A 13540-nucleotide genomic window follows, 5' to 3' on the forward strand; every position below is an offset into this window, starting at 1 on the left:
ATTATGATATAGTGAACATAGTGTGGTACACACAAAATGGAGAAAACAGTTTTGTTTGTGTATACCTCAATTTCATGGTTATTCAGGAGGTATATAATTTGAAAAAGTTGTTTCGTATTATAGTAATTACTATTCTTATTTTAGCAATTGATTTATACGGGAAATTACTCGTTTCTCAATATATATTTCAATCTTCTCAGTTAAAAAAAGAGCATAAAATTGTGAAAACAAAAAAAGAAAAAGAGATTAAGGGAGTACCAGAAACAATTCCAGAGTTACTAGGTAGTGATTCTGAAATTTTATTAGCGAATTGGGGTGAACCGGCACGAATTGAGCCATCTGCATATGGTTATGAATGGTGGATATATAATCAAGACTTATCGAAATATGTGCAGTTTGGAGTTAAAGAGCACAAAATTGTTACGATTTATGTTGGCGGAGAGAAAGTGAGTGTTTCACCATTTCATATTGGTGAAAAGTATGAAGATATTTATAAAAAAAATCCATTTTCATATGAAATCTCACTTAAAATGGGAAAAAATAGCTATCAATTTGAATTATCTGATGTTGAACTAACAGAACAACCACTCGTTTCTAGCGAAGAGGGATGGGCGCAACTATATTTTGATCATTTTACACATAAACTTGTCGGTGTTCGTTATATGGATGATGAAACGTTAATCAAACAAAAACCGTATCAACTCGTTTCCTCTGGAGAATTAACGAATCCACAGCCGTTATCACCAGAACAAATGAAACAAGTGGAACAAGGAAATGCTCAGCAAATTTTAGATTTGACAAATGTTATTCGAATTCGTAATCATCTTCCATTATTAGTATGGGACCAGCAAACGGCGGTGGTAGCATATGAACATAGTAAAGACATGAAAGACAACAATTATTTTTCTCATGATTCACCTTCGTTTGGCACATTAGGAGATCGTTTGCACAAAGGAAATGTATCATTTCAGTTAGCTGGGGAAAACATTGCTGCGCAGCATAGTGATGCAATCGCGGCGGTTCAAGGATGGTTAAATAGTGAGGGGCATCGAAAGAATTTACTAAACGAACAATTCACTGGTTTAGGAATTGGCGTGTATGATAAATTTTATACGCAAAATTTTATTCAGAAGTAGGGTGTATGGATTGCCTAAAAATAGGCGAACCATGCGCCTTTTTTTTCTTACAATATAGTAAAAAGATACATCTGATGGGGTGGGTGATTGTAATGACAACAGTGAAAGGAGATTTACATCCTTCTATTCAAAAATTCAAAGAGTTTGTACGTCAGCATCCAAAGATGGTTCATGACGTTCGAAATGGAACGAAATCATGGCAACAGTTTTATGAAGAATGGTATTTACTTGGGGAAGGAGATGGTATATGGAATCGTTACAAAGTAAATGGAGAGATAGTTCCTCCTTCTGTACAAGAAGAGAGCGAAGAAAAGTCAGGGGATTTGATGGGACAAATGGTATCGTTTTTTAAAAAAATTGATGTGGAACAGGTGCAACAACATTTAGCGAATATGACGACAGCTATTGGGAGCGTACAGCAGGTTATTCAACAGTTTCAAGGGAATCAGACAACTAAACAACAGCGTAATGCCGAAAATAATCCGTTTTTCTTTCAAAAAGACTAGGAGGATGAGTGATGAGAGCAGAACTCATCGAATTTGTAAGGTCGAATGAAGATTTACAGAAATATATTCGCGAGCAGCCGTATTGGTATCGGAAGCTTTCTAGAAACCCAAGCGAAAAAGAAGCATTTGAATTAGCGGCCATGCAATATTTTAAAAAGACAATCCCAGATAAAGTGGCTAAATTTCAAAATCAATTATCCGTTGCTTCTCTTATGATAGACATGTTTCAATATATGAAACAACAAAACGTTGATTAAGTGGGAGGAAAAACTGTGTCCGTCATGCGAAACTTTTGTTACAATAAAAATGGATTATAGAAAAAGGAGTTGCAGCATGACGGAAATTTGTTTAGTACGACATGGACAAACTGATTGGAATTTTCAAGAAATTATTCAAGGAAGAGAAGATATTCCTTTAAATGAAATTGGGAAAAAACAAGCAAGTCAAAGTGCCGCAGCTTTAAAAGCTGAATCATGGGATATCATCGTTAGTAGTCCGCTAGTAAGAGCACACGAAACAGCACAAGCTATTGCTAATATGGTGAAAATAGACACTATTTACCTTGATGAACGTTTTATGGAACGGAATTTTGGAGTAGCATCAGGAAAGCCAGTTGCTGAAGTTAGACAGTTTATTGCAGATGGTAACGTAGAAGGAATGGAAACGGATCAAGAAATTGTTGAGCGGTGTTTTGCGGCATTAAAAGATGTTGCCCAAAATTATATGGGAAAACGTATTATTATTGTTGCACATTCCCATGCAATTAAAGCTATATTACATGCTATTTCTCCAAAAGAAATTACATTTCAAACTCCACTGCAAAATGCATGTATTAGTTATGTGAGAGAAATAGAAGGAACATGGGAAGTTGTAAAGTATAATATCGCTGAACATATTTGTTTGTAATTTATATCTGAATAAAGTCATAGAATTAGTAGTTCTGCTATAAATGTGATATGATTAATATTCGGAGGTGTCTCTCATGATTGTAGCGACGCTAGAGAGCGTAATGATTTTAGACAAGGCTGAACAACTTGCAAAGGCAGTTGTTCTTTCAGATATAGCAGAGCAGTACCGCAAGTGCTACCATACATTGCAACAAGACCCGGAAGTACAAATGCTAATAGGGCAATTTACAGCAATGAAAGAGCGTTATGAAGAAGTGCAGCGGTTTGGAAAATACCATCCTGACTATACAACTGTATCGAAACAAATGCGGGAGTTAAAACGAGCGATAGATTTGCATGAAAATATAGCTGCTTTTAAAAAAGCAGAAAATGATTTGCAAAAGTTATTGGATGAGATTAGTGTAATTATGGGAGCCGAAATCTCTCCTGCTATTAAAGTTCCGACAGGCAATCCATTCTTTGATGCAGGTGGTTGTGGAGGCGGTTGTGGCTCTGGAGGTAGTTGTGGGTGTAAAAAAACGGGGTAATCTGCCCCGTTTTTTAGAATATAGAAGAAAAAAGACTATAAGAAACGGCTTCCGTTTTTTTAAAATATTTGAAAATCGATAATGAAATTTTCAACGATGGGGGCTTAATATCAGTTAATACGGGATAAATTTCTGCGGCTTATTGTGAAATAAATGAATGATATTAAATAAAAGGAGAACATTATGTTTGGGCAACGACAAAGTATGATTGTCTATCTACATTCCTTAAAAAATGCTAAAATTTTAAGGAAATACGGAAACATTCACTACATATCAAAACGGTTTAAATATGCTGTTGTGTATTGTGATATGGAGCAATTAGAACATATGATGCAAAAATTAAATAAGCTTCCGTTTGTAAAAAAAGTCGATCCATCTTATCGGCCATTTTTAAAAACGGAGTTCGAAAATTCCAGACCAGATCGTGCAAAAGAATATGATTACAATAAGATGGATTAAAACCCCCACCAAATTGGTGGGGGTTTTTGTACTCTTCATCTTATCCCGCTATTTGAGGGCAGTAATACTCCCGCCTCAAAATTCAGCAAAATGTCCAGCTCCAGTGGCTAGAATGTTCGGTGGCTTCGCTTCTTCCTACGAGGTAAAGAACACCTCGTAGGAAGAAACTCCATTCCCCACACATTCTGGGCGAGCCACTTCCGCTTTTCTTAAGAAGTTAGGCAGGAGATAAATCGCTGGCATGCGCCCGATTGGGGAAGGCTGATAATCAGTGGGGGATGAAGAAACCCCCTGCTGATTAAAATTTCATTTTATTGCATCGGTGGAATAAAGTGATTCATTCGTAAAATACCGATGAGATGATTGAAGTATAGTTCATTTTCTGGAAATATTGTAGATGGTTTTACAGTAAAAGAAACTACTTTTTTTCCGATTTGTTCGGCGGTTTCTTCAAATAAAGTAATTCGTTTGCTTTTTTTATCTGTTAATAAAGGGATTCCTTCTCGACATATGTATAAAGGTTGAAAATCGCCTACTGTCGTAGGGTGAAGAACAACGACGAGAGAGCATACAGCTTTTTCGTTTTTCGAAGTATTAAATTGTAGCATATGCGATACTCGATGTTTGTTTGCTTTTGCAATTTCGAGTAATTCGTATAAATCGGAGTATCCCTCTCCTAGTTCAATAAAACGTTGAATCATGTCTTTTCCTCCTCTTTCTTCTACTGTATCATTTCATTTTCGAAATGAAAAGGAGACAAAGAAAAAACCCTGCCGAGGCAGGGCCCTTCTTATACTAGTATGACTAGCAAGAAGGAAAAGGGAGAGGAGAAACCGGAGGAAGAACTTATGGGGAAACGTAAGTCTTCTCCGCGGTTGGCAACAACATCGAAGGTGATGTTGTTATATTTATTTATCTCCAAACTGTGTGAAGATATACATTGTAAAATTAATTTTTCTCTTTTCCTTTTTATTTTTCTTTCGTATGTTTTATGATAGGATAAAAAAGGTGAATATACATAAAGTGAAACTTTCATCAGTGGAGGTATTACTGTCCATGAATAGCGGGATAAAGTTGAGCTTACATAAGAATTATTTATATGAACATTTGTTATATGAATCCATTTTGATTTTTCGACATATAGATTGCTGTTATGCAGAAAAAAAGGAGCCTGCACTTGCTTTCTTCCTTTTTTTGAACTTCGCATGTGGCAGAAAAAAGGCTCTGATCGCTTCTATGCATAGCCAGATGCTCTCGCCCGCCTAATAAGGATGGTTTTATGTCGTTTTTTATTTGGATTGATATAGAAAGAGATAAAGGTAGTGAAAAATTATGAGAGTAGTTTCGGGAAAGTGTAAAGGTCATCCTTTAAAAGCTGTACCAGGTAATACGACACGGCCGACAACAGATAAGGTGAAAGAGTCGATTTTTAATATTATCGGTCCTTATTTTGATGGTGGTTTAGCTCTTGATTTATTTGGTGGGAGCGGTGGACTTGGTATTGAGGCTCTTAGTAGAGGGATAGATAAAGCTATTTTTGTTGATCGTGATGGAAAAGCGATAAAGGTGATCTATCAAAATTTAGAAAGTTGCAAGTTAGAAGCGCAAGCAGAAGTATATAGAAATGATGCAGAACGTGCTGTAAAGGCGCTCATGAAACGTGAGATATCGTTCGATCTTGTATTATTAGATCCGCCGTATAAAGATCAAAAGATTATTTCTTTAATAAGTATAATGGATCAGCATAATCTATTGAAAGAAGATGGAATCATTATGGCTGAGCATGGGGTAGATATAGACCTACCTGAAACGATTGGTAGACTTGTGAAGGTAAGAGCTGAAAACTACGGTATTACAGCGATTTCGATTTATAAGTATGAAGGTGAGGGGAACGAATGGCAAGCATAGCAATTTCTTCGGGAAGTTTTGATCCGATTACGCTTGGGCATTTAGACATTATAAAAAGGGGGGCAAAAGTTTTTGATGAAGTATATGTTGTTGTTTTAAATAATTCATCAAAAAAACCACTTTTTACAGTAGAAGAGCGTTTAGAATTAATTCGTGAGGCGACAAAAGACATTCCGAATGTAAAGGTTGATTCGCATAGTGGATTATTAGTAGAGTATGCGAGGATGCACAATGCGAATGCGATTTTACGTGGTTTACGTGCGGTGTCTGACTTTGAATATGAAATGCAAATTACATCAATGAATCGTAAATTGGAAGAGAATGTAGAAACATTTTTTATCATGACGAATAATCAATATTCCTTTTTAAGTTCAAGTATTGTAAAAGAGGTAGCTCGTTATGGTGGGAATGTTTCTGGACTTGTTCCGCCAATTGTAGAACGTGCTTTAAAAGAGAAGTTTCAAACCCCGTTATGATGAACGGGGTTTTTTGTTCTGAATTAGGCGGACAACGAGTAATAAAACGTATAAATATAAACAAAATAGTGTAAAGGCCGGGCCAAACGTAACAAGATAATCCAAAGCTTTTGCAAACACGGTAGATTGTTTAGATAAAAAGACTGGAATATCGTATTGGGTAGGTGAAAAAGAATGTAATCTTTCATAAAGTGGTCCCCAAAATATGTATGTATAGATTGGAGCAAGGAAGCTTTGAATAATACGTGCAATAAAGTATGGTTTAAACCGTATATCTGTTTCTGCTAAAATACTGGCAACTTGAGCTTGAATAGAAAGGCCGCTAAAAGCTAAGACAAAACTTGTCATCATGGCTTGTTGTAAAATAGAAGTGTGTTCTGTTTGACTAATCATTTGACTCCCAAGTGTCATTTCTAAAAGGCCTGACAAAATAGGGGAACTAAAATAAGGCGAAAGTTGAAATGCGACCAATATTTGTTTCATAATAAAAGCAAGGAAAGTTGTAATATGAAAAACGGTTAACATTTTATTTAAAACAGAGAATAAAATAATAAACCCGCCAATCATAAGTAATGTTTGGACAGAGGAAGTAATGGCATCACCGATTAATTTTCCAATGGGACGTTTTTCTTGTAATCGAGTTTTATGAAGAATGGAAAAAGCATGTTGCAATGGAATTGGTGATGTATGTCTTTTTGATTCTTGTTGCTTGCGATTATCTTGGTAAAAGCGCATAAGTAGTCCAACTGTGAAATTACTAACATAATGGGAGGCTGCTAAAATCATTCCTAGTTTTGGATTATCAAAGAAACCGATTGCTACAGCGCCAAAAATAAATAATGGATTAGAAGAGTTTGTGAAAGATACGAGACGTTCTGCTTCAATTTGTGTCAGTTGGTTTTCCTGACGTAACCGAGCGCTTAATTTTGCGCCTGCTGGGAAACCTGATGCCATACCCATTGCCCATACAAAACCTCCGATGCCAGGTACACGAAAGAGTGGACGCATCAAAGGTTCTAATAGCACACCGATAAACTTTACAATTCCCAGTCCGATTAGAAGTTCGGCGATAATAAAAAAAGGTAGCAATGAAGGAAATACAACTTCCCACCATATATTTAAGCCCCGTATAGATGATTGGAGTGCTGCTTGGGGATGGAGTACGAGAGAAATTGTAAGGAAAGAAACCGATATGGTGAGAAAGCCTGTTTTCCATTTTTCGTACATTTTATACCCCCCTTTGTCCCAAATGTTCATTTCAGTATACGAGGATACATAGTGAAATTAGACCATAAGTATAAAAAGAGGGTGAAAAATTTTTGAGGGTGAAGAAGATGAAAGAACCGAAAATTGGGTTAGCGCTTGGATCAGGTGGTGCGAAAGGATTTGCTCATGTTGGTGTTATTAAAGTACTACGAGAAGCTGGTATACCTATTCATATGATTGCGGGAAGCAGTATGGGGGCGTTAATAGGTACGTTTTATGCAGCAGGATGTAATGTGGACCGATTGTATCGTTTAGCAACAGTATTTAAGCGGAAGTACTATTTAGACTTTACTGTACCCAAGATGGGATTTATTACTGGAAAACGTGTAAAAGATATGATTAAAATGTTTACATATAATAAAAAATTAGAAGAGCTAGATATTCCAACGGCGGTTGTAGCAACGGATATTTTAAATGGTGAAAAGGTTGTCTTTACAAAAGGCTCAATTGCAGATGCTGTAAGGGCAAGTATCTCTGTGCCCGGCATATTTGTTCCAGAGAAAATAAATGGAAGACTGCTCGTTGATGGAGGAGTGATCGATCGTATTCCGGTATCAGTAGTAAGAACATTAGGGGCTGATATTGTGATTGCTGTTGATGTATCCCCTATTAAGGTCAATGGAGAAGTTACATCCATTTATGATGTCATTATGCAAAGTATCGAAATTATGCAACATGAGCTTGTAGTAAATAGACAAATTGCATCAGATCTTATGATGCATCCAGCTGTAGAACAATTTAGTTCGCGATCCTTTACGAATATAGAAGATATTATTCGTGTCGGCGAAGAAGAAGCAAAGCAGCACATTCAAACAATTTACACATTGATTGAGCAGTGGAAGGAGAAGAAAGATGTTTAAAAAATTTCGGTATTTATATGCACTACTCATTGGAGTAATGATTGCAATGTTAATCGTGTTTGTCCCTCTGCCATACTATATTACAAAGCCAGGCATGGCAGAGAAATTAGAGCCGTATGTAAAAGTTGAGGGAGGGAATAAAGAGAAAGGAGATTTTATGCTCGTTACAGTTTCGATGGGGCGAGCGAATGTTGTGAACTATCTTTCTGCTAAATTTAACAAATATGACGAAATTTTTAAGAAGGAAGAAATTTTAAGAAAAGGCGAAAGTGATGAAGAGTATCAATTTCGCCAAGTATATGCCATGAAAGAGTCACAAGATGCGGCTATTTATAATGCATATAGAAGAGCGAATGCCTCTGTTACGTTTGAAAATCAAGGTGTGCTTGTAGTTGGTATTGCAAATGATATGCCAGCTGCTGAAAAATTAAAACTTGGGGATCGTATTCTTGCTGTTGATGGTCAATCATTGCAAACGGGAGAACAGTTTATTGCCTATATGAAAACAAAAAAACAAAATGATGAAGTAAGCGTTAAATATGTCCGTGAAAATACAGAAAAGGAAGACAAATTTGTACTGAAGCCAATTCCAGAAGATAAAAGTCGCGCTGGTATTGGAGTTTCTATTATTACAGATAAGAAGCTTACAGTAAGTCCTAATGTGAAAATTGATGCGCATAAGATTGGAGGACCTTCTGCTGGTCTTATGTTTACGTTAGAAATTTATAATCAGCTCGTGAAAGAAGATATAACGAAAGGTCACGAAATAGCTGGAACTGGAACGATAAATGAAAAAGGAGAAGTCGGTCCAATTGGAGGTATTTCTCAAAAGGTAGTTGCAGCTCATAATGCAGGTGCAGAAATATTCTTTGCTCCAAATGAGAATGGAAAAGAGAAGTCAAATTATAAAGATGCAGTGAAAACAGCTAAAGATATAAACACTAAAATGAAAATTATACCTGTAGATACGTTAGATGATGCTTTAATGTATTTGGATAAAATGTCAGAAAAAAAGTAAATCCTCTCGTTTAAGAGAGGATTTTTTTATAAAAATATATGTTGTATTTCATCATATCGAAAAGGGTGCTGCGTTATATCTCGCTTTATCATTTCACTGCAAAGGGTTCCTTGTAAAATAGAGAAATAAGCAGCGCTTGCTTTTCGATCTATATCTAGAAGCGGATGCTGAAACGTTTTTGTATGAGAAAGCAATGGAAGTGTTATTTGTTTTTTATTTGCTGATATATAGGCTTGTCCTTTTTGGGACATGCCGAGCAAACGAATATATTGTGCATGTTGTTCTACACGTGCTTTGTGCATCTCTTCTTTTGTTGTGTTCGTTAAAATATGTGTACAAATGCGCTGTAGTCGTGTCCATGTATAACGTTTTGTTTTTAATACTTCCATAAATTTTGTGAATGAAGTTGCTTCTTGAATAGAAGATAAAATCCGATGTTCCAACCCTTCCTCTACTTCATATATATTTTGTAATTGCGATGGTGACATTGTAAGAAGTTTATATTTTAGTAAGTGAAAATAACGCTCCCAATTATGTAATAGGTGATAGGAATGTGTATATTGCTCTAAAAGTAGTTTTGTCATTTTTGGAACAAAGGGAATAATTGTTGAAAAAGTTTCTGGATCATTAAATAATTGTTTGCGAATGCTTGTTGCGCTGGCAATTCGTTCATCTTGAAATGTTTCGTCATGATAATGCGAAGCGAAACGCTTAATTGTACTTGCTTTCATTAAACTTTTTTGTTTGATAATTGCTTCTATGTAATGCATTCCTAAAATATTATTAGGCTCTGAAATGTCGATAGTAGCTATGTTTTTTTGTAAGGATGAAAATGCCTCAGAAGTTGCTTTCGCATAGCTTATTCCTGTTTTTAAGTATTGTTGTACGAGGGAATGGAATGTGTCTTGCTCAGCTTGACGTAAAGTAATTGTATTGTAAAAATGATCGATATTACCACTTTCACTCCCAAAGCAAACCTCAGAGACACGAAGAGCATCTAATATTGAAATAGCACCGTCTGCAAATGTTTCAGCTTTTTGCGTTGCGAAGGCATATGGAAGTTCGACGATAATGTCTACACCATTTGCTAAGGCCATTTGTGTTCGTGCCCATTTCGAAACGAGAGCCGGTTCCCCGCGCTGTAAAAAGGGTCCGCTCATAACAGCAATGATAATATCTGCATTTGTTAACTTTTTGGTTTGTTGCACATGATAAGCATGACCATTGTGAAATGGATTATATTCAACAACAATGCCGCTAGCTTTTATAATAATCTCTCCTTTCAGTGTAGCATCTTTTTCTAAAACATGATAATCTATATATTATTTCCTATAATGACTCCATTATAGTGTAAAGAAAAAATATTGACAAATATACAATGGCTAGCTATAATTTTGTTTGTTGCCTTGAGGTGATATGATATGAAATGGTCCATCCATCAATTGAACAAATATCGACATAAAGGACTAACGTTAGATGAGATGGTAGATGTAAGTGAGCTGAAAAATGTTGAGAATGAAGTTCAAGACATTACTCCTGTTCATGTGACAGGTAGAGTTGATTTTAGCTCTAACAAATTTACGTTCCATCTACATATAACAGGAAGCATGGTATTACCATGTTCTAGAACTTTAGTAGATGTAACATTACCATTTGACATTGAAACAACTGAAGTGTTCTTAGTTTCGAAAGAAGATTATGAAACTGAAGCAGATTTTCATTACTTAGATGGAGAAGTACTTGACTTACTCCCTGTAATTAAGGAAAATATACTATTGGAGATTCCAATGCAAATTTTCAGTGAGGATGTTTCAGAAGGAACACCGATGCAAGGTCGAGACTGGCAAGTGATTTCGGAAAAAAGCGAAGAAAAGCCTGTTGATCCAAGATTAGCAGGACTTGCGAAGTTTTTTGACAAATAATCAAAAGACCAGTATGGACTTTCGTATGAAAATAACTCTCTCTTTTAAGGAGGTGGGAAGAATGGCAGTACCTTTTAGAAGAACTTCTAAAACAGTAAAAAGAAAGCGTCGCACGCATTTCAAATTATCAGTACCTGGTATGGTAGAGTGCCCAAGCTGTGGTGAAGCAAAATTAGCTCACCGTGTATGTAAAGCATGCGGTACTTACAAAGGTAAAGAAGTAATCAGCAAGTAATTGCAAAAATAAACGCAGGAGGGAAACCTCCTGCGTTTATTTTTTTCGTTTTTCTTTACATGTTATTCTTCTATCTTTTCTAGTAACTGCATATGTTTAATAAAAAATGCAAAAGGAGGACTAGAGAGATGGCAACAACAAGACAAGATGCATGGACTGATGACGAAGATTTACTTCTGGCAGAAGTAGTGCTCCGGCATATTCGTGAAGGGGGAACGCAGCTTTCTGCCTTCAAAGAAGTTGGAAGACATTTATCGCGGACACCTGCTGCTTGTGGATTTCGTTGGAATTCTTACGTGCGTAAACAATATAAAGAACGCATTGAAGAAGCGAAGCAAATACGGAAAGCTGAAAATTATGAAGTGCAAGAACAAAAGAAGGAGAAAGTGAGCTCTCTTTCAATCACGTTAGAAGATGTAATTGTCTTTTTACAAAGCTATAAAAAAGAAGAAGACAAAATGGAGTTATATAAAAAAATTGAGGTGTTGCAAAAGGAAAAGGAAGGGCTTTTGCAGCAATTGTCTTTGTATGAAGAAGAATACCGTACTTTATTCGATTATATTGACAGAAAACGAAACTCGATGGTATTAGAGCCTTCTGAAAGAGAGAGAAAGCGAGAAAAGGGAATACTTGAAAAAACATCAAAATAAAAACAGCTGTCACGCAGCTGTTTTTATTTTTAAGCAGATTCACTTTTTGTAACCGCATTCAAATTTGCGTTTGGATACCAAACGTAGAAATCACCATCATCAATGGTTACTTTTTCGAAGTGTAATTTCTCCCAAAAATCAGCAGATTGGACACGAGCAATCGTTTTGATAGGAAGATGCAGTTGTTTTACATAATTGACAAGCATCTTACCGAATCCTTGTTTTTGGAATGTTGGTAACACTTCAAGTTTAAAAAGTTCTACATAAGGTCCGGAAAACAAATTGTTGCTGGACTGTTCTTTCGTATACAAGCTCATGCGTGCGATAAGAGAACCGCCATAAAAAACTCCGTAAAAAGGGGATTCGCTATCGTTTTCGATGATATTTGTTTGTAAGTCCTCCAGCATAGATAATTCTTCAGCACCGCATCCTTTGAATTTTTTAAACTCTTCTAACGTTTTATAATTGATGAGCAAGCGCTCAACTTTCGGAAAATGCATAGAACCACATCCTTTTCTTGTTGTAAAATAAAGAAAAGTATAAATATTTACAATAATATTATAACGCATTTTTTAGTTTTTATGAAGAAAAGAGATCATTCTTTCAATATTTTTTTTAGAAGTTTGCTAAACTAATTTTATAAACTATAAAGTAAAGCTTTCGTTAGTAGAAATTTTTTTTATTAGTGGGAAGCTTTTAACAATTGGTTTTTGTAGAAAGTTATTCATAATGTATCTTTTAAATTTTGATGGATAGCGTGATGAAAATGGGGGTCTTTTTAAAGATGGAAATTGGAATTGTTGGGCCGGGAGCAATCGGACTTCTTTTTGCGTTTTATTTACAAAAAAATGAGCAGGATGTCACACTGTATACACGAACAGTAGAGCAATCTGATTGCTTGAATAAGTGCGGGGTTACATGTGTACAAAATGGTATTAGGGAAACTGTATTTCCTCGTGTTAGCCCTTTAGAGAATATAAAAAATGAAACACATGATTATACCTTTGTCGCTGTAAAGCAATATCATTTAGAAGAGATATTACCGTATTTGCAAGCGGAAAAACGAATTATTTTCTTACAAAATGGGATGGGACATCTTCATTTATTGCAACAAATTCAAGGTGCTAGCATTGCGGTAGGAATTGTAGAGCACGGAGCGAAAAAGGAAAATGTGAATATCGTTCATCATACTGGGGTAGGTAGTACGAAATTTGGACTCATAAATGGAGAAAATCAGCAATTTGAGCCTTTGTTTCCTGCATTTTCTTCGAGTCTATTCCCAGTAGCGGTTGAAAATGATTGGAAGCAAACAATGATAAATAAGCTTGTCGTTAATGCGTGTATTAACCCGTTAACTGCGCTGTTCGGTGTACAAAATGGAGAGTTATTGACAAATCCTTCGTTTCACCAAGTGATGAAGCAAGTGTTTTCAGAAGTAATGGAAATTGTCGGCGACTTACAATGTAAAGCGTATTGGGATCGTGTATGCACAGTGTGCGAAAATACAGCTCACAACACTTCCTCTATGTTAACGGATGTACGCAATAATAGAAAAACAGAAATTGATGCAATTGTCGGTTATTTAATTCAAGAAGCAGAGAAACAACAAAAATCAGTTCCGACACTGTCTTTTTTGTATCATTCGATAAAAGGATTAGAAAGATAAGAG

The 13540-nt window shown here is 35.9% G+C and carries 18 protein-coding genes; 14 read left to right on the forward strand and 4 right to left on the reverse strand.

Annotated elements, in window-relative coordinates; translation table 11 throughout:
• The first annotated feature begins 98 nt into the window (after positions 1-98).
• The 6 genes from AB1280_RS02185 to AB1280_RS02210 all read left to right on the forward strand — a co-directional run bounded on the left by AB1280_RS02185 (position 99) and on the right by AB1280_RS02210 (position 3536).
• Positions 99-1136 (forward strand): CAP domain-containing protein, encoded by a 1038-nt coding sequence (locus AB1280_RS02185; RefSeq protein WP_429754748.1) that lies wholly within the window; start codon positions 99-101, stop codon positions 1134-1136.
• Between the two features lie 92 nt (positions 1137-1228).
• On the forward strand, positions 1229-1642 hold the full coding sequence (locus tag AB1280_RS02190; RefSeq protein ID WP_429754749.1) for a YlbD family protein: 414 nt from the start codon (positions 1229-1231) through the stop codon (positions 1640-1642).
• An 11-nt stretch (positions 1643-1653) separates the two neighbouring features.
• Positions 1654-1899, forward strand: coding sequence for a YlbE-like family protein (locus tag AB1280_RS02195; protein WP_272188255.1), 246 nt, complete (start codon positions 1654-1656; stop codon positions 1897-1899).
• A gap of 76 nt (positions 1900-1975) precedes the next feature.
• On the forward strand, positions 1976-2548 hold the full coding sequence (locus AB1280_RS02200; protein ID WP_429754750.1) for a histidine phosphatase family protein: 573 nt from the start codon (positions 1976-1978) through the stop codon (positions 2546-2548).
• A 76-nt stretch (positions 2549-2624) separates the two neighbouring features.
• A complete protein-coding gene (locus AB1280_RS02205) occupies positions 2625-3077 on the forward strand; it encodes a YlbF family regulator (protein ID WP_429754751.1) in 453 nt (150 codons plus the stop codon).
• A 183-nt stretch (positions 3078-3260) separates the two neighbouring features.
• Positions 3261-3536 carry a YlbG family protein gene (locus tag AB1280_RS02210; RefSeq protein WP_272188252.1) on the forward strand — a complete coding sequence of 92 codons (276 nt, stop codon included), beginning with the start codon at positions 3261-3263 and terminating at the stop codon, positions 3534-3536.
• A gap of 311 nt (positions 3537-3847) precedes the next feature.
• On the opposite strand, the gene AB1280_RS02215 is transcribed toward AB1280_RS02210, so the two are convergent.
• Positions 3848-4237: a DUF7147 family protein gene (locus tag AB1280_RS02215; RefSeq protein WP_429754752.1), complete on the reverse strand. Its 390-nt coding sequence runs from the start codon at positions 4235-4237 to the stop codon at positions 3848-3850.
• A gap of 631 nt (positions 4238-4868) precedes the next feature.
• Between AB1280_RS02215 and rsmD the strand changes: the two genes are divergently transcribed.
• Entirely contained in the window at positions 4869-5444 is a 576-nt protein-coding gene (rsmD, locus tag AB1280_RS02220) for a 16S rRNA (guanine(966)-N(2))-methyltransferase RsmD (RefSeq protein ID WP_429754753.1), read from the forward strand.
• Positions 5432-5920 carry a pantetheine-phosphate adenylyltransferase gene (gene coaD, locus AB1280_RS02225; RefSeq protein WP_429754754.1) on the forward strand — a complete coding sequence of 163 codons (489 nt, stop codon included), beginning with the start codon at positions 5432-5434 and terminating at the stop codon, positions 5918-5920. Before rsmD ends, coaD begins: the two co-directional genes overlap by 13 nt.
• Here the strand turns inward: coaD and ylbJ are convergent.
• The gene (gene ylbJ / locus AB1280_RS02230; RefSeq protein ID WP_429754755.1) at positions 5915-7147 is read right to left on the reverse strand and encodes a sporulation integral membrane protein YlbJ; all 1233 of its coding nucleotides are present in this window, start codon (positions 7145-7147) and stop codon (positions 5915-5917) included. The two genes, coaD and ylbJ, sit on opposite strands and share 6 nt — an antisense overlap.
• A 107-nt stretch (positions 7148-7254) precedes the next feature.
• Between ylbJ and AB1280_RS02235 the strand changes: the two genes are divergently transcribed.
• Together AB1280_RS02235 and AB1280_RS02240 are read left to right on the forward strand one after the other, a co-directional pair.
• Positions 7255-8046, forward strand: a complete 792-nt coding sequence (locus AB1280_RS02235; protein ID WP_272188247.1) for a patatin-like phospholipase family protein — start codon at positions 7255-7257, stop codon at positions 8044-8046.
• Entirely contained in the window at positions 8039-9064 is a 1026-nt protein-coding gene (locus tag AB1280_RS02240) for a SepM family pheromone-processing serine protease (protein ID WP_429754756.1), read from the forward strand. The genes AB1280_RS02235 and AB1280_RS02240 overlap by 8 nt, the downstream gene beginning before the upstream one ends.
• 26 nt (positions 9065-9090) lie before the next feature.
• On the opposite strand, the gene AB1280_RS02245 is transcribed toward AB1280_RS02240, so the two are convergent.
• A complete protein-coding gene (locus AB1280_RS02245) occupies positions 9091-10332 on the reverse strand; it encodes a nucleotidyltransferase (protein ID WP_429757254.1) in 1242 nt (413 codons plus the stop codon).
• Positions 10333-10485: 153 nt separating this feature from the next.
• On the opposite strand from AB1280_RS02245, the gene AB1280_RS02250 reads away from it, so the two are divergent.
• The 3 genes from AB1280_RS02250 (at position 10486) to AB1280_RS02260 (ending at position 11871) form a co-directional block, all read left to right on the forward strand.
• Positions 10486-10986: a YceD family protein gene (locus AB1280_RS02250; RefSeq protein ID WP_429754757.1), complete on the forward strand. Its 501-nt coding sequence runs from the start codon at positions 10486-10488 to the stop codon at positions 10984-10986.
• A gap of 61 nt (positions 10987-11047) precedes the next feature.
• A complete protein-coding gene (gene rpmF, locus AB1280_RS02255; protein WP_001984764.1) occupies positions 11048-11221 on the forward strand; it encodes a 50S ribosomal protein L32 in 174 nt (57 codons plus the stop codon).
• Positions 11222-11349: 128 nt separating this feature from the next.
• Positions 11350-11871, forward strand: coding sequence for an RsfA family transcriptional regulator (locus AB1280_RS02260; RefSeq protein ID WP_272188244.1), 522 nt, complete (start codon positions 11350-11352; stop codon positions 11869-11871).
• 29 nt (positions 11872-11900) lie between these two features.
• Here the strand turns inward: AB1280_RS02260 and AB1280_RS02265 are convergent, their stop codons facing one another.
• Positions 11901-12371: an N-acetyltransferase gene (locus AB1280_RS02265; RefSeq protein WP_272188243.1), complete on the reverse strand. Its 471-nt coding sequence runs from the start codon at positions 12369-12371 to the stop codon at positions 11901-11903.
• Positions 12372-12655: 284 nt separating this feature from the next.
• Here AB1280_RS02265 and AB1280_RS02270 point away from each other — a divergent pair, with 284 nt between their 5' ends.
• Positions 12656-13537 carry a 2-dehydropantoate 2-reductase gene (locus tag AB1280_RS02270; protein WP_429754758.1) on the forward strand — a complete coding sequence of 294 codons (882 nt, stop codon included), beginning with the start codon at positions 12656-12658 and terminating at the stop codon, positions 13535-13537.
• Positions 13538-13540 lie beyond the last annotated feature (3 nt).

Origin of the sequence: Bacillus sp. S10(2024), assembly GCF_050473865.1 — a bacterium.
Taxonomy (GTDB): Bacteria; Bacillota; Bacilli; order Bacillales; family Bacillaceae_G; genus Bacillus_A.

What these genes read in the sequence shown, in the direction of transcription:
- rsmD (WP_429754753.1), top strand. Translation starts at nt 4,869, where the DNA reads ATGAGAGTAGTTTCGGGAAAGTGTAAAGGTCATCCTTTAAAAGCTGTA.
- ylbJ (WP_429754755.1), bottom strand. Translation starts at nt 7,147, where the DNA reads ATGTACGAAAAATGGAAAACAGGCTTTCTCACCATATCGGTTTCTTTC.
- coaD (WP_429754754.1), top strand. Translation starts at nt 5,432, where the DNA reads ATGGCAAGCATAGCAATTTCTTCGGGAAGTTTTGATCCGATTACGCTT.
- AB1280_RS02265 (WP_272188243.1), bottom strand. Translation starts at nt 12,371, where the DNA reads ATGCATTTTCCGAAAGTTGAGCGCTTGCTCATCAATTATAAAACGTTA.
- AB1280_RS02195 (WP_272188255.1), top strand. Translation starts at nt 1,654, where the DNA reads ATGAGAGCAGAACTCATCGAATTTGTAAGGTCGAATGAAGATTTACAG.
- AB1280_RS02240 (WP_429754756.1), top strand. Translation starts at nt 8,039, where the DNA reads ATGTTTAAAAAATTTCGGTATTTATATGCACTACTCATTGGAGTAATG.
- AB1280_RS02190 (WP_429754749.1), top strand. Translation starts at nt 1,229, where the DNA reads ATGACAACAGTGAAAGGAGATTTACATCCTTCTATTCAAAAATTCAAA.
- AB1280_RS02200 (WP_429754750.1), top strand. Translation starts at nt 1,976, where the DNA reads ATGACGGAAATTTGTTTAGTACGACATGGACAAACTGATTGGAATTTT.
- AB1280_RS02210 (WP_272188252.1), top strand. Translation starts at nt 3,261, where the DNA reads ATGTTTGGGCAACGACAAAGTATGATTGTCTATCTACATTCCTTAAAA.
- AB1280_RS02215 (WP_429754752.1), bottom strand. Translation starts at nt 4,237, where the DNA reads ATGATTCAACGTTTTATTGAACTAGGAGAGGGATACTCCGATTTATAC.
- AB1280_RS02270 (WP_429754758.1), top strand. Translation starts at nt 12,656, where the DNA reads ATGGAAATTGGAATTGTTGGGCCGGGAGCAATCGGACTTCTTTTTGCG.
- rpmF (WP_001984764.1), top strand. Translation starts at nt 11,048, where the DNA reads ATGGCAGTACCTTTTAGAAGAACTTCTAAAACAGTAAAAAGAAAGCGT.
- AB1280_RS02205 (WP_429754751.1), top strand. Translation starts at nt 2,625, where the DNA reads ATGATTGTAGCGACGCTAGAGAGCGTAATGATTTTAGACAAGGCTGAA.
- AB1280_RS02250 (WP_429754757.1), top strand. Translation starts at nt 10,486, where the DNA reads ATGAAATGGTCCATCCATCAATTGAACAAATATCGACATAAAGGACTA.
- AB1280_RS02235 (WP_272188247.1), top strand. Translation starts at nt 7,255, where the DNA reads ATGAAAGAACCGAAAATTGGGTTAGCGCTTGGATCAGGTGGTGCGAAA.
- AB1280_RS02260 (WP_272188244.1), top strand. Translation starts at nt 11,350, where the DNA reads ATGGCAACAACAAGACAAGATGCATGGACTGATGACGAAGATTTACTT.